The 22,200-nt window shown below is 60.3% G+C and carries 21 protein-coding genes; 8 read left to right on the top strand and 13 right to left on the bottom strand.

Annotated elements, in window-relative coordinates:
* Positions 1 to 115 precede the first annotated feature (115 nt).
* From nadC to hofC, 4 genes are all read left to right on the top strand, one after another.
* On the top strand, positions 116 to 1,006 hold the full coding sequence (gene nadC / locus D781_RS03500; protein ID WP_015670935.1) for a carboxylating nicotinate-nucleotide diphosphorylase: 891 nt from the start codon (positions 116 to 118) through the stop codon (positions 1,004 to 1,006).
* Positions 1,007 to 1,203: 197 nt separating this feature from the next.
* Positions 1,204 to 1,650 (top strand): prepilin peptidase-dependent pilin, encoded by a 447-nt coding sequence (gene ppdD, locus D781_RS03495; RefSeq protein ID WP_015670934.1) that lies wholly within the window; start codon positions 1,204 to 1,206, stop codon positions 1,648 to 1,650.
* A complete protein-coding gene (gene gspE / locus D781_RS03490) occupies positions 1,650 to 3,080 on the top strand; it encodes a type II secretion system protein GspE (protein WP_015670933.1) in 1,431 nt (476 codons plus the stop codon). Before ppdD ends, gspE begins: the two co-directional genes overlap by 1 nt.
* Positions 3,077 to 4,276, top strand: coding sequence for a protein transport protein HofC (hofC, locus tag D781_RS03485; RefSeq protein ID WP_015670932.1), 1,200 nt, complete (start codon positions 3,077 to 3,079; stop codon positions 4,274 to 4,276). The genes gspE and hofC overlap by 4 nt, the downstream gene beginning before the upstream one ends.
* A 47-nt stretch (positions 4,277 to 4,323) precedes the next feature.
* On the opposite strand, the gene D781_RS03480 is transcribed toward hofC, so the two are convergent.
* The gene (locus D781_RS03480) at positions 4,324 to 5,367 is read right to left on the bottom strand and encodes a GMP reductase (protein WP_015670931.1); all 1,044 of its coding nucleotides are present in this window, start codon (positions 5,365 to 5,367) and stop codon (positions 4,324 to 4,326) included.
* Between the two features lie 339 nt (positions 5,368 to 5,706).
* Here D781_RS03480 and coaE point away from each other — a divergent pair, with 339 nt between their 5' ends.
* From coaE to yacG, 3 genes are read left to right on the top strand one after another with little or no spacing between them, the layout of a single operon-like run.
* Complete coding sequence (coaE, locus tag D781_RS03475; RefSeq protein ID WP_015670930.1) at positions 5,707 to 6,321, top strand: dephospho-CoA kinase; 615 nt, start codon at positions 5,707 to 5,709, stop codon at positions 6,319 to 6,321.
* 5 nt (positions 6,322 to 6,326) lie between these two features.
* Positions 6,327 to 7,079: a cell division protein ZapD gene (gene zapD, locus D781_RS03470; protein WP_015670929.1), complete on the top strand. Its 753-nt coding sequence runs from the start codon at positions 6,327 to 6,329 to the stop codon at positions 7,077 to 7,079.
* A 44-nt stretch (positions 7,080 to 7,123) separates the two neighbouring features.
* Positions 7,124 to 7,315 (top strand): DNA gyrase inhibitor YacG, encoded by a 192-nt coding sequence (yacG, locus tag D781_RS03465; RefSeq protein ID WP_015670928.1) that lies wholly within the window; start codon positions 7,124 to 7,126, stop codon positions 7,313 to 7,315.
* A gap of 38 nt (positions 7,316 to 7,353) precedes the next feature.
* Here yacG and mutT read toward each other — a convergent pair whose 3' ends face one another.
* From mutT to secM, 3 genes are all read right to left on the bottom strand, one after another.
* Positions 7,354 to 7,758, bottom strand: coding sequence for an 8-oxo-dGTP diphosphatase MutT (gene mutT / locus D781_RS03460; RefSeq protein WP_015670927.1), 405 nt, complete (start codon positions 7,756 to 7,758; stop codon positions 7,354 to 7,356).
* A gap of 114 nt (positions 7,759 to 7,872) precedes the next feature.
* Positions 7,873 to 10,584 carry a preprotein translocase subunit SecA gene (gene secA / locus D781_RS03455; protein WP_015670926.1) on the bottom strand — a complete coding sequence of 904 codons (2,712 nt, stop codon included), beginning with the start codon at positions 10,582 to 10,584 and terminating at the stop codon, positions 7,873 to 7,875.
* A gap of 85 nt (positions 10,585 to 10,669) precedes the next feature.
* Positions 10,670 to 11,203 carry a secA translation cis-regulator SecM gene (gene secM, locus D781_RS03450; protein WP_015670925.1) on the bottom strand — a complete coding sequence of 178 codons (534 nt, stop codon included), beginning with the start codon at positions 11,201 to 11,203 and terminating at the stop codon, positions 10,670 to 10,672.
* Positions 11,204 to 11,229: 26 nt separating this feature from the next.
* Between secM and D781_RS03445 the strand changes: the two genes are divergently transcribed.
* The gene (locus tag D781_RS03445) at positions 11,230 to 11,754 is read left to right on the top strand and encodes a DUF721 domain-containing protein (RefSeq protein WP_015670924.1); all 525 of its coding nucleotides are present in this window, start codon (positions 11,230 to 11,232) and stop codon (positions 11,752 to 11,754) included.
* Positions 11,755 to 11,774: 20 nt separating this feature from the next.
* On the opposite strand, the gene lpxC is transcribed toward D781_RS03445, so the two are convergent.
* The 9 genes from lpxC to murD form a co-directional block, all read right to left on the bottom strand.
* Complete coding sequence (gene lpxC / locus D781_RS03440) at positions 11,775 to 12,692, bottom strand: UDP-3-O-acyl-N-acetylglucosamine deacetylase (protein ID WP_015670923.1); 918 nt, start codon at positions 12,690 to 12,692, stop codon at positions 11,775 to 11,777.
* A gap of 103 nt (positions 12,693 to 12,795) precedes the next feature.
* Complete coding sequence (gene ftsZ, locus D781_RS03435) at positions 12,796 to 13,956, bottom strand: cell division protein FtsZ (RefSeq protein WP_015670922.1); 1,161 nt, start codon at positions 13,954 to 13,956, stop codon at positions 12,796 to 12,798.
* 72 nt (positions 13,957 to 14,028) lie between these two features.
* A complete protein-coding gene (gene ftsA / locus D781_RS03430; RefSeq protein ID WP_015670921.1) occupies positions 14,029 to 15,285 on the bottom strand; it encodes a cell division protein FtsA in 1,257 nt (418 codons plus the stop codon).
* Positions 15,282 to 16,136, bottom strand: coding sequence for a cell division protein FtsQ (gene ftsQ, locus D781_RS03425; protein ID WP_015670920.1), 855 nt, complete (start codon positions 16,134 to 16,136; stop codon positions 15,282 to 15,284). Before ftsQ ends, ftsA begins: the two co-directional genes overlap by 4 nt.
* A gap of 1 nt (position 16,137) precedes the next feature.
* The gene (locus D781_RS03420) at positions 16,138 to 17,058 is read right to left on the bottom strand and encodes a D-alanine--D-alanine ligase (RefSeq protein ID WP_015670919.1); all 921 of its coding nucleotides are present in this window, start codon (positions 17,056 to 17,058) and stop codon (positions 16,138 to 16,140) included.
* On the bottom strand, positions 17,051 to 18,526 hold the full coding sequence (gene murC / locus D781_RS03415; protein ID WP_015670918.1) for a UDP-N-acetylmuramate--L-alanine ligase: 1,476 nt from the start codon (positions 18,524 to 18,526) through the stop codon (positions 17,051 to 17,053). Before murC ends, D781_RS03420 begins: the two co-directional genes overlap by 8 nt.
* An 85-nt stretch (positions 18,527 to 18,611) precedes the next feature.
* On the bottom strand, positions 18,612 to 19,676 hold the full coding sequence (gene murG, locus D781_RS03410) for an undecaprenyldiphospho-muramoylpentapeptide beta-N-acetylglucosaminyltransferase (protein ID WP_015670917.1): 1,065 nt from the start codon (positions 19,674 to 19,676) through the stop codon (positions 18,612 to 18,614).
* A gap of 3 nt (positions 19,677 to 19,679) precedes the next feature.
* Positions 19,680 to 20,882 carry a cell division protein FtsW gene (gene ftsW, locus D781_RS03405; RefSeq protein WP_015670916.1) on the bottom strand — a complete coding sequence of 401 codons (1,203 nt, stop codon included), beginning with the start codon at positions 20,880 to 20,882 and terminating at the stop codon, positions 19,680 to 19,682.
* Positions 20,879 to 22,198: a UDP-N-acetylmuramoyl-L-alanine--D-glutamate ligase gene (gene murD, locus D781_RS03400; protein ID WP_015670915.1), complete on the bottom strand. Its 1,320-nt coding sequence runs from the start codon at positions 22,196 to 22,198 to the stop codon at positions 20,879 to 20,881. Before murD ends, ftsW begins: the two co-directional genes overlap by 4 nt.
* Positions 22,199 to 22,200: the final 2 nt, after the last annotated feature.

Genomic DNA, 22,200 nt, shown 5'->3' with positions numbered 1-22,200 from the left:
ACCTGATTCCTTGTTTAGCGACAGCGCATGCCGGCTATCACTGCCAGTGGTACTTGCCTGCACAACAGAGTAGCATGTTTCCTCCACATTCTTAGTTCCCTTTTCGGAGCCTTCTATGTCGACACGCCGCTACAGCGCAGACAGCCGTCGTACCGAACTTCTTGAACGAATTGAACATGATATCCCCTTTGCCGTCGCCCAGGCGCTACGGGAAGATCTGGGCGGCGAAGTCAATGCCGAACGGGATATTACCGCCCAGCTGCTGCCGGCGGACAAGCAGGCCGAGGCCACGGTCATCACCCGTGAAGACGGCGTATTCTGCGGCCAGCGCTGGCTCAATGAAGTCTTTATTCAGCTGGGTAATCAGGTGCGCGTGGAATGGCTGGTTGCCGACGGCGACACGGTGACGCCGAACCAGCCGCTGTGCCGCCTGAAAGGCCCGGCGCGCACCCTGCTGACCGGCGAGCGTACCGCCCTTAACTTTGTACAGACCCTGTCGGGCGTGGCGACCGCCGTCAGCCGCTATGTCGCACTGCTGGAAGGCACACAGACGCGCCTGCTGGATACGCGTAAAACGCTGCCGGGGTTGCGCACCGCACTGAAGTACGCCGTGCTGTGCGGCGGCGGCAGTAACCACCGGCTGGGGCTGTCTGACGCCTTCCTGATCAAGGAAAACCACATCATCGCCTCCGGTTCGATCAAAAACGCGGTGGAGAAGGCCTTCTGGCTGCACGCCGACGTGCCGGTCGAGGTCGAAGTGGAGTCGCTGGACGAACTGCAGCAGGCGCTGGACGCCGGCGCGGACATCATCATGCTGGACAACTTCAGCGTGCCGATGATGAAGCAGGCGGTGGAACTGACCCAGCACCGTGCGCAGCTGGAAGTGTCCGGCAACGTCACCAGCGACACGCTGCGTCAGTATGCCGAAACCGGCGTAGACTATATTTCGGTCGGTGCGCTCACCAAGCACGTTACCGCCCTCGACTTATCCATGCGCTTTAAATAACCGCCGGCTCTCCCCGCGCCGCCGACCCGGCGGCGCCCTCCGCATTACTACGCTGCGATCTGCGCCGCATTATGCACTGCGAAAAAGGGTAACCACCCACATTGTGCGGGAAGCCATACGCAGAGCAGCCAACCGACGCTCGCTCCCCTGCCGGCCTGGCGCTACCGTTGCGGCTCCACAACAGGAGGAAGCAACGTATGGAAACACAACGCGGATTTACCCTGATCGAACTGATGGTGGTGATCGCCATCATCGCCACCCTGAGCGCCATCGGCGTCCCCGCCTATCAGCGCTATATCCAGAAAGCGGCGATGACCGATATGCTACAGGCAATGACCCCGTACAAGATGGCGGTAGAGCTGTGCGTGCTGGACAGCGGCGGCCCCGAGGCGTGCAATGCCGGCAGTCAAGGCATTCCGGCCGGCGCCGCTTCACGCTACGTCAGCGCCGTCAGCGTCAGCCAAGGGGTGATCACCCTCACCGGCGCCCAGACGCTGCAGGGGCTGACGGTCGCGATGACGCCGACGCCGGACAGCAACGGCCTGATGCGCTGGACGCGCAGCTGCAGCGCGGCGGACAGCAGTGCGCTGCAGGATACCTGCCGGGAAGTGTTCCGCTTTGACGATGCGGCGGAGCCATCCTGATGAGCCAGACTATCAACGCGGAAATACACGCCCTGTGCCGGCGCTATCAGGCGCTGGCGCTAAGCGAAGACCAACAGAGCCTGACCATCGCCCTGCACGGCGAACCGCCGGCGCCGCTGCTCAATGCGCTGCGCTTCGCCAGTGGGAAACGCATCACGCTGGAGCAGTGGCCGCTGGCGCGGCTGGAACAGGCGCTGTTTCAGTCGCCAGTGCAGCAGCCGGTTCAGGAAGAGGCCGCCGAAACGGGCGGCCCCACGCTGGATGACGATGCCGATGCGCCAGCAGTCAACTTTATCAACCAAACGCTGCGCAGCGCGATTCAGCGGCGCGCCTCCGACATTCACTTTGAGCCTTACCAGCAACAGCTCAGCATCCGCCTGCGCATTGACGGCGTACTGCAGACGGTCTCTCCGCCGCCGCTGGCCCTGAGCCAGCGCATTATCGCCCGGCTGAAGATCATGGCGCAGCTGGATATTGCCGAACGGCGGCTGCCGCAGGACGGCCAGCTCGGCGTTCAACTGGATCGCAGCCGCTACTCGATGCGCATCTCCACCCTGCCGACGCTGTATGGCGAAAAGGTAGTGCTGCGGATCCTGCAGACCGATCGTCAGGATCTGCCGTTGGAACAGTTGGGTATGACGGAGGACGATCGCGCGCAGTTCGCCGCCGCCCTCGCCGCCCCACAGGGGATGATTCTGGTCACCGGCCCCACCGGCAGCGGAAAAACCGTCACGCTGTACAGCGGCCTGCATCAGCTCAACGACCGGCAGCGCAACCTGTGCAGCGTTGAAGATCCCGTAGAGATCCCGCTGTTCGGCGTCAACCAGACGCAGGTCAACGGCAAAATCGATCTCAGCTTTTCCCGCGTGCTGCGGGCGTTGCTGCGCCAGGATCCGGACGTGATCATGATCGGCGAGATCCGCGACGGGGAAACCGCCGAGATCGCGGTAAAAGCCGCCCAGACCGGCCATCTGGTGCTGTCAACCCTGCACACCAACTCCACCAGCGAAACCCTGACCCGCCTGACCAATATGGGCATTCCCGGCTATCTGCTGGCTGCCAGCCTCAGGCTGGTGATCGCCCAGCGGCTGGTGCGGCGGCTGTGTCTGCATTGCCGCCACCGGCAAACGGAAACGCTGCACTTCCCCGCCGCGCTGTGGCCCCAGCCGTTGACGCCCTGGCGCGCCGAGGGCTGCGAGCACTGCTTCGGCGGCTATTACGGCCGCATCGGCATTTACGAACTCTTGCACATCACCAGTGAGATCCAGCACGGGTTGCTGCAACACCAGACGGCAGAGCAGCTGGATGAGATCGCGCAGCGCCAGGGGCAAACCTCGCTGCTGCAGGCCGGGCTGGCGCTGGTTGCGGAAGGCACCACCTCGCTGCAGGAGGTTTATCGCGTAATAGGCCATATGGAGCAGCAGCCATGACGTCGCGGCGGCTCTTTCTCTGGCAGGCGATTAACAGCCAGGGCGAGCTGACGCAGGGAGAGTCGCTGGCGGAACGTAAAGAGCAGGTTTATCAGCTGCTGATTGAGCAGAACCTGCAACCCTATCAGGTCGCACGCGGCAAGGCGATTAGCCGACGTCAATGGCGCGGCGAGGCGCTGATCCTGTTCACCCGCCAGCTGGCGACGCTGCTGCAGGCCGGACTGCCGCTGATGAACGCGCTGCAGCTGCTGGCGCAGCAGCACGCCTCCGCCCCCTGGCGCTGCCTGCTGCAGGAGATCGGCGAGCGCGTGGCCCAGGGCCAGCCGCTGTCCGAAGTGGCGGCTGGCTATCACTACGTCTTTCCGCCGATTTACCGCCAGCTCATCACCCTGGGGGAACTGACCGGTAACCTCGACCGCTGCTGCCAGCAGCTGGCGCAGCAGCAGGAGGAACAGCAGAAACTACGCAAGAAAGTGCTGAAAGCCATCCGCTACCCGCTGTTTATCTGCGCGGTGGCCATACTGGTCAGCCTACTGATGCTGCTGATGGTGCTGCCCGAGTTCGCCAAGGTGTATCAGTCGTTCGACGCGCCGCTGCCCTGGTTTACCCAGGGGTTAATGACGCTGTCGGCGCTGCTGATGAGCGCCGGCCCCTATTTATTGCTGGCCGGCGCCCTGCTGGCTGGCGGCTACTGGCGCTATTGCCATCCGCATGCCCGCTGGCGACGGCGGGAACAACGGCTCAGCCTGCGTCTGCCGCTGATTGCTCAGCTGATTAAAGGCGCCAGCCTGAGCCAGATCTTCCGCACGCTGCATATGACCCAGCAGGCGGGGCTGACGCTGCTCGAAGGACTGGACGCGGCGCTGCTGTCGATGGAGAACCTGTTTTTTCGTCAGGCGCTGGAGGCCGTCCGGCAACGGCTGAACCAGGGGCTGCCGCTGTATCAGGCGCTGGCGGAGCAGCCGCTGTTTCCGCCGCTGTGCCAACAGCTGGCGCGCGTCGGGGAAGAGTCCGGCACGCTGGACGTCCTGCTGGGCAAACTGGCGTTATGGCATGAACAACAGACGCATGAGCTGGCGGACGCCCTGGCGCAAACGCTGGAGCCGCTGCTGATGCTGGTAATTGGCATTATCGTCGGCGGTCTGGTGATCGCCATGTATTTACCGATTTTTCAGTTGGGGACGGTGCTGGGATAACACGGGAAGAAGAAGCGCCCCCGGCCGATACCGGGGGCGACAGGGAATTACTTACTGCCGAATACGCGGTTTTCCTGCTCCGCAACGCGGATAAAGGTGGTGCGCTTGGTCAGTTCTTTCAGACGCTCCGCCCCCACGTAGGTGCAGGCCGAACGCAGGCCGCCGAGGATATCGCGCACGGTGAACTCCACTTCGCCGCGCAGCGGCAGCTTCACGGTTTTGCCTTCTGCCGCGCGGTACTCCGCAACGCCGCCCACGTGGCGCTTCATCGCGGATTCAGAGCTCATGCCGTAGAACAGCATAAACTTCTCGCCGTTCTCTTCCACCACCGTGCCTTCACACTCATCGTGGCCGGCCAGCATGCCGCCCAGCATGACAAAGTCCGCACCGCCGCCGAAGGCTTTCGCCACGTCGCCCGGCACCGAACAGCCGCCGTCGCTGACGATCTGGCCGCCCAGGCCGTGCGCCGCATCCGCGCACTCAATCACCGCGGACAGCTGCGGATAGCCAACGCCGGTTTTCACCCGCGTGGTGCACACCGATCCAGGCCCAATGCCCACCTTCACGATATCGGCGCCGGACAGAATCAGTTCTTCGACCATTTCGCCGGTGACCACGTTGCCGGCGCAGATAACGTGCTGCGGACAGGCTTCACGTGCTTTCTGCAGGAAGGCGACGAAGTGCTCCGAGTAGCCGTTTGCCACATCGATGCAGATAAACTTCAGCGCCGGCGACAGCGCCAGAATTTGCTTCATCTTCACGAAATCGGCATCGGAAGTGCCGGTGGAAACCATCACGTGGCGCAGCGTCTCTGCCGGCACGCGCTGAACAAATTCAGCCCACTGCTCAACCGAATAGTGTTTGTGAACCGCGGTCAGTACGTCGAAAGACGCCAGAGCCTCTGCCATGCGGAAGGTGCCGACCGTATCCATATTGGCGGCAATGATAGGTACGCCAGACCAGCTCCACCCCGAATGTTTGAAGGTAAACTGGCGCTCCAGTTCAACTTCAGAACGGCTTTTCAGCGTGGAACGCTTCGGGCGAATCAGCACATCTTTAAAACCTAACTTCAAATCTTCTTCAATACGCATGACAACGGATTTCCTGGTTTATGGCGACGGATCGCAAGGGTGATCGAATCTTCTATCCCGCGGGTCTTCGCTAGCGCGACACCTGCGCAGAACAGCTTGATGCCAGTTCCAGTGACGTTATCATACGCCGGAATAATCACGCGGCAAGACTGCGATTTCGTCTTTATTTACGCTACAATCCCAGAAATTTACCTACGCAATTTCGATGTGATATTGCGCCCATTTTTCCCATTATGGCGACAGAAACGCCAGCCTGACGGCGCCGACTTGCACTTCTGCACGATCGCTTTATGATTCGTCTATTGTTTCTGGATAAATCTTAGGGTATCCCTGCACGCCATGACCTACATTGTTGCGCTGACCGGCGGCATCGGCAGCGGGAAATCAACCGTCGCCAATGCCTTTGCGCGTCATGGCATCGTGATTGTCGATGCCGACATCATCGCCCGCCAGGTGGTAGAGCCCGGTACGCCGTCATTAGCGGCCATCGCCGCCCATTTTGGCCAGGGGATACTACAGCCGGATGGCACTCTGGATCGCGCCGCGCTGCGCCAGCGCATCTTCAGCCAGCCGGATGAAAAACGCTGGCTGAATCAGCTGTTGCACCCGGTGATACAGCAGGAGACGCAGCGCCAGCTGACGCTGGCCGACAGTCCGTATGCGCTCTGGGTGGTACCGCTGCTGGTGGAAAACCAGCTCCAGTCGCGCGCCGACCGGGTCGTGGTGGTGGATGTCGACAGCGAGACACAATTGCAAAGAACCATCGCCCGCGACGGCGTCAGCCGCCAGCAGGCACTCAATATTTTATCGGCCCAGGCGACGCGCGAGCAGCGTCTGGCAGCGGCGGACGACGTGATCGACAACGGCGGCGCCGCACAACAGATAGAATCACACGTAGCCGCCTTGCATCGCCGCTATCTGGACCTTGCGGCATCAGCAAAACGACAGGATTGAACTGAATGAGCGACGCTTCTCCAACCGTTCTCTTTGAACACCCGTTGAATGAAAAAATGCGTACCTGGCTGCGAATCGAATTTTTGTTGCAACAGTTACATGGCCACCGGGCCTTGAGCGATACCGCCATCGCCCTGACCTTTTTCCGTACCGTCTCCGACCTGCTGGACGTGCTGGAGCGCGGTGAAGTCCGTACCGAGCTGGCAAAAGAGCTGGAACGCCAGCAGCAAAAACTGCTGCAGTGGGCCGACGTGCCCGGCGTTGATATGTCGCTGGTCGAGCAACTGCGCAGCCAGTTAAAAGAGCTGTCCTCACGCCTGATCGCCGCACCGCGCATGGGCCAGCCGCTGCGGGAAGACAAGCTTATCAGCCTGGTGCGCCAGCGTCTGGGCATTCCCGGCGGCTGCTGCAGTTTCGATCTGCCGACGCTGCATATGTGGATGCACGTGCCCCAGTCAGAGCGCGACGCCGACGTCGCCCAGTGGCTGGAAACCCTGGATCCGCTGCATCAGGCATTGACGATGATCCTGAGCCTGATCCGTCAGTCCGGGCCGTTCCGCAATCAAATCAGTCTGAACGGCTTTTATCAGGACAATGCGGAAGAGGCCGATCTGCTGCGCCTGCGTATCGATCTGTCACATCAGCTGTATCCGCAAATTTCCGGCCACAAGACGCGTTACGCGATTCGCTTCTTGTCGCTGGACGGCGATCATACTCAGGTGCCGGAACGCCTGACGTTCGATCTCGCCTGCTGTTAGTAATCAATAAAATGGCCCGTTGCAAAACCGGCTAAGGAAGAGTGATGACGACCGTAGTAAATTGCCCGACCTGTGGCAAAGACGTGGTTTGGGGAGAAGTCAGCCCGTACCGTCCGTTCTGCAGCAAACGCTGCCAGATGATCGATCTGGGCGAATGGGCGGCCGAAGAAAAGCGCATCCCAAGCAATGGCGATTTGTCCGACAGCGACGACTGGAGTGAAAAGGAAGACTTCTGACGCGCATGACGGCCTGGCAAGCCAGGCCGTTCGTTGGCTTACTGCGCCGCGCCAGCCTGCGCAACCAGCTGCCGGACGATGGCAGCATTGGCCGGCGGAAACTCATCTTCGCGCAGCTCCGCCTGTTTTACCCAGCGCATCGGCTGTCCTTCACGGCCAAACGGCTCGCCCTGCCAATTCTCCACCAGATAGAAATTCAGCGTCACAATACGGTCGGTAAAGCGGTGCTCCAGCACCTCCAGCAGCGCGGCCTGTCCGGCCTCGATGCCGGTTTCTTCCTGCAGCTCGCGGTACAGCGCCTGCTCGGCCGTTTCACCCGCTTCAATCTTGCCGCCGGGAAACTCCCAAAAGCCCGCCATATGGGAATCCGCAGCACGGCGGGTAATAAAGATCTCCTGCCGGGCATTACGAATAATGCCCACGGCGATGTTCAGATGTTTCATCGCTAACTCCTAACTGATTCCTGAACTGCGCCACCGGTCACAGGTAACGCCAGATATAGCTGGGGCCGGACATGTCCGGCCCCACGAGGCATTGATCGCCTGTTTAGCAACGGCTTACTTTTGCAGACGGCCGTGGCACTGCTTGTATTTCTTGCCGGAACCGCATGGGCACGGATCGTTACGTCCCACTTTACGCTCGGCTACCGCCGGCGCATTAGGATCGTTCGTTGCCAGCGCATTTTCATCCTGGTGGCTCAGCTGCTGCTGCTGCGCCAGACGCTCGGCTTCTTCGCGGCGTTGCTGCTCCAGCGCTTCCACCTCTTCCGGCATCCGCACCTGCACCTTGCTCAGCACGCTGATCACTTCATATTTCAGTGATTCCAGCATCGCGGCGAACATGGCGAACGACTCACGCTTGTACTCCTGCTTCGGATCCTTTTGCGCATAGCCGCGCAGGTGGATGCCCTGACGCAGGTAATCCATCGCCGCCAGGTGCTCTTTCCACAGCGAATCCAGCGTCTGCAGCATCACGCCCTTCTCGAAGTTGCGCATCATTTCGCTGCCAACCACGTCTTCTTTCAGCAGGTACTCTTCCTTGGCCTTTTCCAGAATGCGTTCACGCAGCGTCTCTTCGTGCAGCTCCGGCTCTTTGTCCAGCCACTCGGCGATCGGCATCTCCAGATCGAAGTCGTTTTTCAGACGCTCTTCCAGACCCTGCACGTCCCACATTTCTTCCAGCGACTGCGGCGGAATGTAGTTGTCGATGGTGGCCTTGAACACGTCCTCACGGATGCTGGCGATGGTTTCGCTGATGTCGGAAACGTCCAGCAGTTCGTTACGCTGGGTGTAGATCGCACGGCGCTGATCGTTCGCCACGTCATCGTATTCCAGCAGCTGCTTACGAATATCGAAGTTACGGCTTTCCACTTTACGCTGTGCGTTGGCGATTGCCTTGGTCACCCACGGGTGCTCAATCGCCTCGCCTTCTTTCATCCCCAGCTTACGCATCATGTTGGAGACACGGTCGGAGGCAAAGATACGCATCAGCGCATCTTCCATCGACAGGTAGAAGCGGGATGAACCGGCATCGCCCTGACGACCGGAACGGCCGCGCAGCTGGTTATCGATACGGCGGGATTCGTGGCGCTCGGTGCCGATAATATGCAGGCCGCCGGCGGCCAGTACCGCGTCGTGGCGTACTTTCCAGGCGTCTTTAATCGCCGCGATTTGCTCTTCGGTCGGTGCTTCCAGCTGTGCGACTTCCGTCTGCCAGCTGCCGCCCAGCACGATATCGGTACCACGACCGGCCATGTTGGTGGCGATGGTCACCGCGCCGGCCTGGCCGGCCTGTGCGACGATATCCGCTTCCATGGCGTGGAATTTGGCGTTCAGTACCTTGTGGTCAACGCCGGCCTTGGTCAGCTCGCGGGATACCACTTCCGATTTCTCAATCGAGATGGTCCCCACCAGCACCGGCTGGCCGTTGGCGGTACGTTCGCGGATGTCTTCGATAATTGCCGCAATCTTCTCTTGCTCGGTCATATAGACCAGATCCGGCATATCCTTACGGATCATCGGACGGTTGGTCGGCACCACAATGGTGTCCAGCTTGTAGATCGAGCTGAATTCAAACGCTTCGGTATCGGCGGTACCGGTCATCCCCGCCAGCTTCTCGTACAGACGGAAGTAGTTCTGGAAGGTGATCGACGCCAGCGTTTGGTTTTCGTTCTGGATTTCCACGTTTTCTTTGGCTTCCACCGCCTGATGCAGGCCATCAGACCAGCGACGCCCCTGCATGGTACGGCCGGTGTGTTCATCAACGATGATCACCTCGCCGTCTTTCACGATGTAGTCAACGTCGCGGGTGAACAGCACGTGCGCGCGCAGCGCGGCGGTCACGTGGTGCATCAGCATGATGTTGGTCGGCGAATACAGCGACTCGCCCTCTTCCATAATGCCCGCTTCCACCAGCATCTCTTCGATCAGGATCAGGCCGCGCTCGGTCAGGTGCACCTGACGCGCCTTCTCATCCACCGAGAAGTGGCCTTCACCCTGGAAGGTGTCGGAGTCTTCTTTTTCCTGGCGGATCAGTTTCGGGATCAGCTTGTCGACCTTGATATACATCTCGGAGCTGTCTTCAGCCGGGCCGGAGATGATCAGCGGGGTACGCGCTTCATCGATCAGAATGGAGTCAACCTCATCCACCAGCGCGTAGTGCAGTTTACGCTGCACGCGCTCTTCAGGGCTGAACGCCATGTTGTCGCGCAGGTAGTCAAAGCCGTATTCGTTGTTGGTGCCGTAAGTGATGTCGGCGGCATAGGCTTCACGCTTGGCCGGCGCCGGCATGCCCGGCAGGTTGATGCCGACGCTGAGGCCCAGGAACTCAAACAGCGGACGGTTGTTTTCAGCATCGCGCTGCGCCAGGTAGTCGTTGACGGTCACCACGTGCACGCCGCGCCCGCTCAGGGCGTTCAGGTATGCCGGCAGGGTCGCCGTCAGGGTTTTACCTTCACCGGTACGCATCTCGGCGATGCAGCGATCGTTCAACACCATGCCGCCCAGCAGCTGCACGTCAAAGTGGCGCATGCCGAAGACGCGCTTACTGGCTTCACGCACTACCGCAAAGGCTTCCGGGATCAGGCTTTCTACCGTTTCGCCCTTTTTCAGGCGCTCGCGGAATTCGTTGGTTTTCGCTTTCAGCTCATCATCGGACAGTTTTTCCATGTCCGGTTCCATGCGGTTGATCTGCTCAACCACTTTGCGCATGCGGCGCAGCGTACGATCGTTACGGCTACCAAAGACTTTGGTCAATAATTTAACTAACATGTGTTTAATATCTCGTTCATGACCGCCAAAACCGGCCGTCATCTTTGCTGTTTATTTATTGGTTATCGTTGCCCAGAGGGCGAAATCAGACCGCAACTGCGGGGCCGGCGCGAATGCCCTGCACCTGCGCCAGCCACAGCCCGATCTGGTGCCGGGCCAGCGGCGGATGAACGCGATGGTGCGTGTCGCGGATGATGGTCGGCGGCTTCGGCTCATGGGTTAACAGCGCATTGAGCGTAAACAGCAGCGCCAGCTGCGCCGCTTTTAGCGGCGGCTCGACGGGTTCAGCGTCGCTTTCCTGCACGCGCGCATATACCACCTGTGGCGCCAGGGCGAAAGAGAGGTGACGGATAACGGTGCGCAGCGCATGCTGCTGCCAATAGTCGACGCTGAAGTTCGGCCGGCGGTGAACGTCTTGCAGCAGAGCCAGGCCGCTGAAGGCATGGCTGATGGAATTTTGCCGGTTAAGGCTGGATGAGGTGCTCGGCAGCGCGGCTTGATCGGGGCCGCCGGTCAGATTTTGCGGTACGCCAAGCGTAGCCGCTACCATCCCCAACAGGAGATGCGGCCAGAAATAACGTCTGCCAAATTGTCGCCAACGATTTAGAATACCGATCACGAGTTTGTTAATCCGCCGGAGCCATTATGCGCGATAGCCGTCCACAATTATTAGATGTCCTGTTCTCCGAGTCGTCATCCGCGGACAAAGGGCCGTTGCATAACGTCCAGCAACGCGCTGCCGCCTTGCTGAAACTCAACCGTGCAGTCCGCGGGCTTTTGCCGGCCCAACTGCATCCCTGGTGCCGCGTCGCCAACTTCAGACAGGGCGTATTAGTGCTGGAAACGGCCAATGCCAGCTGGATGATGCGCCTGCGCTACGAACAGCCGAGCTTATTATCCGCACTACGAGCGCAAATTCTACCATCATTGTCATCGATCGACATCAGGATTAATCCTGCGTTAATGGTAAAAGGCGGCAATCAGCAGCAGAATTCGCTGCAAAAAACAACAGATGAACCTGCAGCAGCGCCAATGCGTCAGCTGAGCGAGGAAAGTGCGGAACAGTTACGGGGAGTGGCCAGCCGCAGCCCGGAAAAACTGCGCAAGACGTTAGAACGACTGGCAGCCCTGGCCGGAGAGGGTGCCAACACTACCAGTCGTGAGAAGTAACCAGCGATTCAGGCTTATGCTTATGCCAGTACGGCGGACGGCGCTTTGAATGCCAACGGCATTTCGGCTTCGTCCTGGAACGTGACGAATTCCCACGCTTCCTGTTTAGCCAGTACCGCCTGCAGCAACTTGTTGTTCAATGCATGGCCGGACTTGTAGGCAGTAAATGCGCCAATGATGTTATGGCCGCACATAAACAGGTCGCCGATGGCGTCCAGCATTTTGTGACGAACGAATTCATCTTCAAAACGCAGGCCGTCTTCGTTCAGGACGCGGTAATCGTCCACCACGATGGCACAATCGAAGCTGCCGCCCAGGGCCAGGCCGCGGGATTGCAGGTATTCGATATCGCGCATAAACCCGAAGGTACGCGCACGGCTGATTTGACGCACGAACGAGTCGGCAGAAAAATCCAGACGGTAGCGCTGCGCGCTAGAGTCAATAGCCGGGTGGTTGAAGTCAATGGTAAAGTCCAGGCGGAACCCGTTATGCGGGGACAGCTCGGCCCATTTATCACCATCTTCAACGCGAACGGTGTCTTTCAGACGCAGGAATTTCTTCGCTGAGTTCAGTTCCTCAATGCCGGCGTCCAGCAGCAGGAACACAAACGGACTGGCGCTACCGTCCATGATTGGGATTTCGGCCGCGTCAACTTCAATAATGATGTTGTCGATGCCAAGCCCAGCCAGTGCGGCATTAAGATGCTCAACGGTAGAAATACGCACGTCATGCTCATTCACCAGGCAAGTACAGAGCATGGTATCACGCACGGATTTTGCATCAGCCGGAAAATCAACCGGTGGATTCAAGTCAGTGCGACGATAGATGACCCCGGTATTGGCCGGCGCTGGGCGCATCGTCAGCGTGACTTTCTTGCCGGTATGCAAACCGACGCCAGTCGCCTGAACGATACGTTTTAATGTCCTTTGTTTGATCATCGTTTTATCTCGCAATGTTATCCATCCTACCGGCCAAGCATACAGCATGGCCGGCGGGACAGTTTAGCACAAAGAGCGGAGATGCCAAATTCTCAGGAAATTCTTAGTCAGCTTGCTTACGCAAGAAGGCCGGAATATCCAGATAGTCAGGCTCTTTGTTAGGCTGCGCGTTCTGATCGTTCACTACCTTGGCGGCAGGCTTCACTTCCTGCGGCAGCGGCGACATACCGTGCTGCTGGTAACGATGATCCATCACCGGCTGGCTGACCTGCTGCTGCTTGTTGGTCACCAGAGTGATTTCCGGACGCTTGTCCATACCGATACCGGTCGCAACGACGGTTACGCGCAGTTCATCGTTCATTTCCGGATCCAGAGAGGTACCGATCACCACGGTGGCGTTGTCAGAGGCAAACGCACGGATGGTGTTACCCACGGTCTCAAACTCGTCCAGACGCAGGTCAAAGCCGGCGGTGATGTTAACCAGTACGCCGCGCGCGCCGGACAGGTCGATATCTTCCAGCAGCGGGCTGGAGATCGCCATTTCGGCCGCTTCTTCCGCACGGTCCTCGCCGCAGGCAATGCCGGAGCCCATCATCGCGTAGCCCATTTCGGACATCACGGTGCGCACGTCGGCGAAGTCGACGTTCATCAGGCCCGGACGGGTGATCAGCTCGGCAATACCCTGCACCGCGCCTTTCAGCACGTCGTTGGCCGCGCCGAACGCGTCCAACAGAGAAATACCGCGTCCCAGAACTTTCAGCAGTTTGTCGTTCGGGATGGTGATCAATGAGTCCACGTGTTTGGACAGTTCTGCAATACCCTGCTCAGCGAACGCCATGCGCTTCTTGCCTTCAAAATTGAAAGGCTTGGTAACCACGGCCACTGTCAGAATACCCAGATCTTTTGCTACTTCAGCCACCACTGGCGCGGCGCCGGTACCGGTGCCCCCGCCCATGCCGGCCGCGATGAAGACCATATCCGCGCCTTCCAGCGCGGTACGCAGGGCTTCACGGTCTTCTTCCGCTGAATTGCGACCCACTTCCGGGTTCGCGCCCGCACCCAGACCTTTGGTAATGCAATTACCAATCTGGATGGTTTGGCCAACTGCCGTTTTACGGAGCGCCTGGGCGTCGGTATTTACGGCGAAGAATTCAACACCTTCGATGCGCTCGCGCACCATGTGTTCAACGGCGTTGCCGCCGCCACCGCCGACGCCGATGACTTTAATCACCGCGTCATTGGTAAGTTCCATTGGTTCAAACATAGTTTCTCTCCGTTTTGTGCCTGTCGCTGCGAGATCATAAAAATACGGATGCATGATCTCTTTGTTAAAACATTAAAACTCTTTTCTCAGCCAGCTGTTGATGCGTTTAAACCAACTGCCCACTGAGGCGCCTTTTTCTACTTCTGCCTCACCGCTCAGGTGAGACTCTTTTCCATAGTGCAGCAGACCTACCGCCGTCGAGTAGTAAGGCTCCTGCGCATAATCCGTCAGACCCGTGATGTTCAAGGGTTGGCCGATGCGTACCTGGGTGTGGAACACCCGTTGCGCACAGGCTGCCAGGCCATCAATCTGGGCGGCGCCACCGGTCAGCACGATACCCGCTGCCAGATGATGCTTAACCCCTTGCTGACGCAGTTGCTCCTGTAATTGCAAAATCTCATCGTTAACCAGATTCAGCAGTTCGGTGTAGCGTGGCTCAATAACTTCAGCCAGCGTCTGTCTTTGCAGACTGCGCGGAGGACGTCCCCCAACGCTAGGCACCTCTACACTCTCATCCTTGCTAACAATCGATCCAAGCGCACAACCGTGTCGAACTTTAATCGCTTCCGCATCCGTCGGCGGTGTGCCGAAGGCGTAAGCAATATCGCTGGTGACCACGTTGCCGGCATACGGGATAACCTTGGTGTGACGCAGCGCGCCACCGGTGTACACCGCCATATCCATGGTGCCGCCGCCGATATCCACCACACAGACGCCGAGCTCGCGCTCATCTTCGGTTAACACCGCGTAGCTGGCGGCAAGACCGGCGAAAATAAGTTGGTCAACTTTCAGACCACAACGTTCAACAGCTTTAACAATGTTTTTTGCCATATCGTTATGGCAGGTGATCAGGTGCACCTTGGCCTGCATACGCACGCCGGACAACCCTACCGGGTTTTTGATGCCTTCCTGATAGTCGATGGCGTATTCCTGAGGGATCACGTGCAGTACGCGGTGTTCATCCCGCACACGCACCGATTTGGCGGTATGCACGACGTTTTCCACATCCTCCATGGTCACTTCCTCTTCGGAAATAGGAACCATCCCGATTTCATTCTGGCAACTGATGTGTTTGCCCGATAATGAGAGGTAGACCGAAGAAATCTGGCAATCCGCCATCAGTTCCGCCTGATCGATGGCGCGCTGCACGCACTTCACCACCGACTCCAGGTCATTAACGCCGCCCTTATCCATGCCACGGGACGGACAGCTGCCCACCCCGATAATGTTGACCATGCCATCGGGCAGAACTTCCCCTACCAGTGCGGCGACTTTCGCCGTACCGATCTCCAGTCCAACTACCAGTTTTCTGTCCGTCGACTTGATCATCGTTGTTTTGCCTGTGCCTGATTCTGTTGCTGATTACTGTTTTGCTGTCCACGTGCCGCCTGCGGGTCGATTAACACCGGGCTCCATCCCACCGAGGCGCCTGAGTCATAGCGCAGGTCGACGTAGCTGACACGTTTGTTTTCCGCCTGGCCCTGTTGCTCCAGCACCGGATACAGCTCGATAAAGCGTTGCAGGCGTCCCATGCGATCGTCACGCCCCAGTTCCAGCCGAACATCGTTGTCCAAGGCCAGTTGCCAGGAGTGGCGCGCCGTCATCGCCGCCATCTTCAACGTAAACTTGTTGGCAGCCAGCGTGCTGCTCATGGTCCGATAGCCGTCCAGCACATCCTGCTCGCTTCCTTCCGGGCCATAAAGCAACGGCAATTTCTGCTTGCCGACGCGCTCTGCCGGCACGCTGAATGATTTGCCTTCGGCATCGACCATATGCAAATCATTCCAACGCGCCACCGGGACGTACTCCACCAGATGGATTTTCAGCTCATCCGGCCATTGCTTACGTACGCTGGCCTGCTTAATCCACGGCAAACGCTCAATCTGCTGCTGGATGACGTTCACATCCTGCGTCATAAACGTGCCCGGCGATCCCAGCGCCAGGACAGCCTGGCGAATATCATCGTTGGTGGTGTAGTGGCGTTCGCCGGTGACCACCAATCGGGAGAGCGGCAGACGGCTGGCGTCTTTCATCCAGCCAATCACCGCCCAACCACTCCACAACACGGTCCCCAGCACCATCAGCAGGAACAGTATTCCCGCCAGTTGGGTTCCATTGCTGCGCCGCGGGCTGTTGTTCTCCACCTCGCGGTCGCGTGCATTCAGGGCAGCTTGCGACATATCAGTCGGCCAATTCCAAAATTCTCGCCACCAGTTGCGAGAAGCTTAATCCATACTGACGTGCTGCCATCGGCACCAGACTATGACTGGTCATGCCCGGCGAGGTGTTCACCTCGAGCAGATAGAAGCTGCCATCGTTATCCTGCATTACATCGACGCGGCCCCAGCCGCTGCAGTCCAGCGCACGGTAAGCGCGTACCGCCAGCGCGGCCAGCTCGGCCTCCTGCTCGGCCGACAAACCGCTCGGGCAGAAATACTGCGTATCGTCCGCAATGTACTTCGCCTGATAGTCGTAAAATACGCCGGCCGGCTGAATGCGAATCGACGGCATCACGCTGTCGCCGATAAACGCCACGGTGTACTCCGGGCCGCTCAGCCACTTCTCCACCAGCACGTCGTCGTCGTGACGGAAGGCTTCGTCCAGCGCCGCCTCCAGCGCGCCGAAGGCTTCCACCTTGCTCATGCCGACGCTGGAGCCTTCACGGCTTGGCTTGACGATCAGCGGCAGCCCCAGGGCTTCGATGTCCGCCAGCGCCTGATGCTTGCCTGCGCCGTTAAACTGCGCGCGGTGCAGCGCCACGTAAGGGGCGATCGGCAGACCCAGCGACTGCCACACCAGCTTGGTGCGCCATTTGTCCATGGTCAGCGCCGAGGCCATTACGCCGCTGCCGGTATAAGGCAGCTCCAGGAACTCCAGCATCCCCTGCAGGGTGCCGTCTTCGCCGCCGCGCCCGTGCAGCGCGATAAACACTTTGCTGAACCCCTGCGCCTTCAGCTGCGACACCGGGACATCGCGGGTATCGACGCCGTGCGCGTCGATACCGGCTTCGCGCAGGCCGGCCAGCACCGCCGCGCCGGACTGCAGGGAAACTTCACGTTCCGCCGAGGTGCCACCCAGCAGGACGGCGACTTTGTCAGTCATGCGGCTGCTCCTCTTTGCTCTGCGGCTGTAGCTTCAGCTCCGCCAGGTTACGGGCGATTTTGCCGACGTTGCCCGCGCCCTGCACCAGCACCAGATCGTCGTCCTGCAGCAGCTGCGCCAGCGTTTCCGGCACGGTATCCGCGTCGGACACCAGAATCGGATCCAGCTTGCCGCGGTTGCGGATGGTGCGGCACAGCGAACGACTGTCCGCGCCCGGGATCGGCGCTTCGCCCGCCGGGTAAACCTCCAGCATCAGCAGCACGTCCACCTGCGACAGCACGTTGGCAAAGTCGTCGTACAGGTCGCGGGTGCGGGTGTAGCGGTGCGGCTGGAACACCATCACCAGACGCTTGTCCGGCCAGCCGGCGCGCGCCGCTTTAATCGTCGCGTCCACCTCGGTCGGATGGTGGCCGTAATCGTCCACCAGCATCGCGCTGCCCGCATTGCCGTTCACCGCATCCAGCGCGAACTCGCCCAGGAAGTCGAAACGGCGCCCGGTGCCCTGGAAGCCGGCCAGCGCGCGCAGAATAGCCTCGTCATCAATGCCCTCTTCGGTCGCCACCGCCACCGCTGCCGCTGCGTTCAGCGCGTTGTGACGACCCGGCGCGTTCAGGGTGACCGACATCAGCGGCTTGTCCTGACGGCTCAGGGTAAAGAGCCCCTGCGGGCCGACCTGGCTGTAGCTCTCAATGCGCACGTCGGCATCGTCGCTAAAACCGTAAGTGGTAATATGACGCCCGACGCGCGGCAGCAGCTCACGCACCACCGGATCATCAATGCACATCACCGCACGGCCGTAGAACGGCAGGTTGTGCAGGAAGTTGATAAACGTCTGCTTCAGGTTTTCGAAGTCGCCATGGTAAGTGTCCATGTGGTCGGCTTCGATATTGGTGACAATCGCCACCATCGGCTGCAGGTGCAGGAACGATGCGTCGCTTTCGTCGGCTTCCGCAATCAGATAGCGGCTGCAGCCGAGGCGCGCGTGAGTACCCGCCGCTTTCACCAGGCCGCCGTTGACGAAGGTCGGATCCAGACCAGCTTCCGCATAAATACTCGATACCATCGCGGTGGTGGTGGTTTTGCCGTGCGTACCAGCCACGGCGATGCCGTGACGGAAGCGCATCAGTTCGGCCAGCATCTCCGCGCGGCGAATCACCGGGATGCGCGCTTCACGCGCCGCAACGATCTCAGGGTTGTCGGAAGCGATGGCGGTGGACACCACCACCACGCTCGCATCCAGCACGTTCTCCGGACGATGATTAAAGTAAATCGTCGCCCCCAGCGCGCTCAGCTGCTGGGTTACCGGATTAGGCGCCAGGTCCGAACCGCTGATTTGATACCCTTCGTTAGCCAACACTTCGGCGATACCACCCATGCCGGCACCACCGATGCCGACAAAGTGAATGTGCCGGACGCGACGCATCTCGGGCACGATTGTACGTAGTTTCGCCAGTTGTTGTGTATTCATACTCTCTCTAATCCAGGGCCAGCGTAGCGCCCGACACATGATATTTCTTTATCTACAGGCCCGGCGAACCGAACCCCTGCAATCTCTATTTCGCGACGCGAACAAGTTCCGCCGCCACCCGTTCGGTAGCATCGGTGATCGCCACCGCGCGCGCTTTCTCCGCCATGGCCAACAGGGCCGGACGATCCCAGCTCGCCAGCAGTTCGGCCACCGTATCGGCGTTGAACTGCGGCTGTTCGATAATCGTCGCCGCGCCGGCTTCTTCCAGCGGGCGGGCGTTCCAATATTGCTGACGGTCTTTATGCTGGAACGGCACAAAAATCGCCGGCAGGCCCGCCGCGGCAATCTCGCTGACGGTCAGCGCGCCGGAGCGGCACACCACCACGTCAGCCCAGGCGTAAGCCGCCGCCATATCATCGATAAACTCAGTGACCTTGTGCTGCGTCTGCCCGACGCGGGCATACTCACGCTGGACCGTGTCCAACGCGCCTTTGCCCACCTGATGCCAGAGCGTAATTTTATCGCCCAAACGCGCCGCGACTTCAGGAACTGTCTGATTCAGCACGCGCGCGCCCTGGCTGCCGCCGACCACCAGTACGCGAATAGGTCCTTCGCGTCCGGCCAGGCGTTCAGCCGGCAGAGGCAGCGCCAGCACGTCGGTACGCACCGGGTTGCCCACCACCGCCGCCTGCGGGAAGGCGCCGGGGAAAGCCTGCAGCACCGTGGTGGCGATGCGCGCCAGCCAGCGGTTGGTCAAGCCGGCGATGCCGTTCTGCTCATGCAGCACCACCGGGACGCCGCACTGCCAGGCCGCCAGGCCGCCCGGGCCGGAAACGTAGCCGCCCATGCCCAGCACCACGTCCGGCTGATAGCTGCGCATAATCGCCTTCGCCTGACGCACCGCGCGCCAGATGCGCAGCGGCGCGCTCAGCTGCGCCATCACGCCTTTGCCGCGCAGGCCGGAAATACGAATAAAATCAATCTCGATCCCGTGCTTCGGCACCAGATCGGCTTCCATTCTGTCTGCGGTTCCCAGCCAGCGCACCTGCCAGCCCTGCGCCATCAGATGATGAGCAACCGCCAGCCCCGGGAACACATGCCCGCCGGTACCGCCTGCCATCACCATTAAACGCTTCGCTTTCCCGCTCATCCCTTACCTCTTAACAAACGCCTGGGCTTTCGCCAGACGCGTTTCATAATCAATACGCAATAACAGCACGATCGCCGTCGACATAATCAGCAGGCTCGAGCCGCCGTAACTGATCAGCGGCAGGGTCAGGCCTTTGGTGGGCAGCATGCCCGCCGCCGCGCCGACGTTAACCAGCGCCTGGAAGCTGAACCACACGCCGACCGAGCAGGCGAGAAAACCGGAAAAACGCTGGTCGATCTCCAGCGCCCGACGGCCAATCGACATCGCGCGAAAAGCGACGAAGAATACCATTAACAGCGCGAAAACCACACCGATATAGCCGAGTTCTTCACCTAAAATCGAGAAGATAAAGTCGGTGTGCGCCTCCGGCAAATATTCCAGTTTCTGCACCGAGTTGCCGAGCCCCTGTCCCCAGAATTCGCCGCGGCCGAACGCCATCAGCGACTGGGTCAGCTGGTAGCCGCTGCCGAACGGGTCGGCCCACGGGTTCCAGAATGAGGTCACGCGGCGCATACGGTACGGCTCGGCGATAATCAGCAGCACCACGGCGAACACGCCAGAGCCGATAATCGCCAGGAACTGCCACATCTTGGCGCCGGCCAGGAACAGCATCGCCAGCGTGGTGATAAACAGCACCACCACGGTGCCCAGATCCGGCTGCGCCAGCAGCAGCACCGCCAGCACCACCATCACGCCCATCGGCTTACAGAAGCCCCAGAAGTTGCTGCGCACTTCATCAACCTTGCGCACCAGATAGCTCGCCAGATAGCAGAACAGCGACAGCTTCGACAGCTCCGCCGGCTGAATACGCAGCGGCCCCAGAGCAATCCAGCGCGATGCGCCGTTTACCGAGCTGCCGACCACCAGTACGATCAGCAGCATAACGATCGACACCAGCAGCATCGCGGTGCTGTAGCGCTGCCAGACATCCATCGGGATGCGCAGCGTCACCAGCGACAGGCCAAACGCCAGCCCCAGATACAGCGCGTCACGCTTGGCGAACAAGAACGGATCGTCCGCCAGACGCTGACCGATCGGCATCGACGCCGAGGTCACCATCACAAAGCCGATAATCGCCAGACCAAACGTCAGCCACAGCAGCGTACGGTCGTACAGCACCAGCGTGGCGTTCTCGCTTTCACGCGAGCCCATCACCCAGTCTTTCAGTTTTTCCGCCAGGCCGAATGACGGCAGTCGTAGTTTCATCCGCCAAGCTCCTGTGCCAGACGGGCGAATTCGTCGCCGCGTACTTCAAAATTACGGAATTGGTCCAGGCTGGCGCAGGCGGGTGACAGCAGCACCATATCGCCGGAGCGCACGACGCCGGCAATCGCCCGCATCGCCTGTTCCATGGTTTCGGTCTGCAGCGCCGCATCGGGACGCAGCTGCGCCAGCTGTTCGCCGTCGCGGCCGAAGCAGTACAGACGGATATTGTCGCCCTGCAGATAGCGCGCCAGCGGCGAGAAGTCGGCCGATTTGCCGTCGCCGCCCAGCAGCAGGTGCAGCGTGCCGTCGACCTGCAGGCCGTTCAACGCCGCTTCGGTGCTGCCGACGTTGGTCGCTTTGGAGTCGTTGATCCAACGCACCCCGTTGTGCTCCAGCACCAGTTGGAAGCGGTGCGCCAACCCGGCATAGGTGGTCAGCGCCTTCAGGCTGGAGGCGCGCGGGATATTCACCGCGTCGGCCAGCGCCAGCGCCGCCAGTGCATTGGTCAGATTGTGCTGGCCGCTCAGTTTCATCTCACGGGTGTTCAGCACTTTTTCGCCGCGCACCCGCAGCCAGGTCTCGCCCTGCTGACGGTTGAGGTGGTAATCCCCCACGTCCACGCCGAAGCTGATGCAGCGCTCATCGGCGCCGCGCACCGGCATGGTCAGCCCGTCGTCCGCGTTGACCACGCAGGTTTTGGCCTGTTCGTAGATACGCAGCTTCGCCGCCCGATACTGCTGCAGCCCCAGCGGATAGCGATCCATATGATCTTCGCTGACGTTAAGTACGGTGGCGGCAGCGGCGCGCAGGCTGCTGGTGGTTTCCAGCTGGAAGCTCGACAGCTCCAGCACGTACAGCTCGCACGCCTGACGCAGCAGGCTCAGCGCCGGTAAACCGATATTGCCGCCGACGCCGACCGCCCAGCCGGCCGCCTGCGCCATCTCGCCCACCAGGGTGGTGACGGTGCTTTTGCCGTTGGAACCGGTAATCGCCACGATCGGCGCCTGCGCCTCGCGGCAGAACAGTTCGATATCGCCGACGATTTCCACGCCGGCTTCCGCCGCGCTGAGCAGGGCCGGCGTAGACAGCGCCACGCCCGGGCTAGCGACGATCAGGTCCGCCGACAGCAGCCAGTCTTCACGCAGATTGCCCAGGTGGCGCTCGACGCTCTCCGGCAGTTGATCCAGCCCCGGCGGAGACATGCGGGTATCCATAACGCGCGGCGTCACGCCGTGCGTTATAAAGAAATCAACACAGGACAGGCCGGTCAGGCCCAGTCCGATGATGACAACTTTTTTACCCTGATAATCCGCCATGA

Source organism: Serratia sp. FGI94 (assembly GCF_000330865.1).
Taxonomy (GTDB): domain Bacteria; phylum Pseudomonadota; class Gammaproteobacteria; order Enterobacterales; family Enterobacteriaceae; genus Serratia_B; species Serratia_B rubidaea.
Note: the sequence above shows the minus strand (reverse complement) of the source record. Positions and strands in the feature narration are given on the sequence as shown.

Coding starts and splice junctions, on each gene's coding strand:
- nadC (WP_015670935.1), top strand. CDS start 116: ATGTCGACACGCCGCTACAGCGCAGACAGCCGTCGTACCGAACTTCTT.
- ppdD (WP_015670934.1), top strand. CDS start 1,204: ATGGAAACACAACGCGGATTTACCCTGATCGAACTGATGGTGGTGATC.
- gspE (WP_015670933.1), top strand. CDS start 1,650: ATGAGCCAGACTATCAACGCGGAAATACACGCCCTGTGCCGGCGCTAT.
- hofC (WP_015670932.1), top strand. CDS start 3,077: ATGACGTCGCGGCGGCTCTTTCTCTGGCAGGCGATTAACAGCCAGGGC.
- D781_RS03480 (WP_015670931.1), bottom strand. CDS start 5,367: ATGCGTATTGAAGAAGATTTGAAGTTAGGTTTTAAAGATGTGCTGATT.
- coaE (WP_015670930.1), top strand. CDS start 5,707: ATGACCTACATTGTTGCGCTGACCGGCGGCATCGGCAGCGGGAAATCA.
- zapD (WP_015670929.1), top strand. CDS start 6,327: ATGAGCGACGCTTCTCCAACCGTTCTCTTTGAACACCCGTTGAATGAA.
- yacG (WP_015670928.1), top strand. CDS start 7,124: ATGACGACCGTAGTAAATTGCCCGACCTGTGGCAAAGACGTGGTTTGG.
- mutT (WP_015670927.1), bottom strand. CDS start 7,758: ATGAAACATCTGAACATCGCCGTGGGCATTATTCGTAATGCCCGGCAG.
- secA (WP_015670926.1), bottom strand. CDS start 10,584: ATGTTAGTTAAATTATTGACCAAAGTCTTTGGTAGCCGTAACGATCGT.
- D781_RS03445 (WP_015670924.1), top strand. CDS start 11,230: ATGCGCGATAGCCGTCCACAATTATTAGATGTCCTGTTCTCCGAGTCG.
- lpxC (WP_015670923.1), bottom strand. CDS start 12,692: ATGATCAAACAAAGGACATTAAAACGTATCGTTCAGGCGACTGGCGTC.
- ftsZ (WP_015670922.1), bottom strand. CDS start 13,956: ATGTTTGAACCAATGGAACTTACCAATGACGCGGTGATTAAAGTCATC.
- ftsA (WP_015670921.1), bottom strand. CDS start 15,285: ATGATCAAGTCGACGGACAGAAAACTGGTAGTTGGACTGGAGATCGGT.
- ftsQ (WP_015670920.1), bottom strand. CDS start 16,136: ATGTCGCAAGCTGCCCTGAATGCACGCGACCGCGAGGTGGAGAACAAC.
- D781_RS03420 (WP_015670919.1), bottom strand. CDS start 17,058: ATGACTGACAAAGTCGCCGTCCTGCTGGGTGGCACCTCGGCGGAACGT.
- murC (WP_015670918.1), bottom strand. CDS start 18,526: ATGAATACACAACAACTGGCGAAACTACGTACAATCGTGCCCGAGATG.
- murG (WP_015670917.1), bottom strand. CDS start 19,676: ATGAGCGGGAAAGCGAAGCGTTTAATGGTGATGGCAGGCGGTACCGGC.
- ftsW (WP_015670916.1), bottom strand. CDS start 20,882: ATGAAACTACGACTGCCGTCATTCGGCCTGGCGGAAAAACTGAAAGAC.
- murD (WP_015670915.1), bottom strand. CDS start 22,198: ATGGCGGATTATCAGGGTAAAAAAGTTGTCATCATCGGACTGGGCCTG.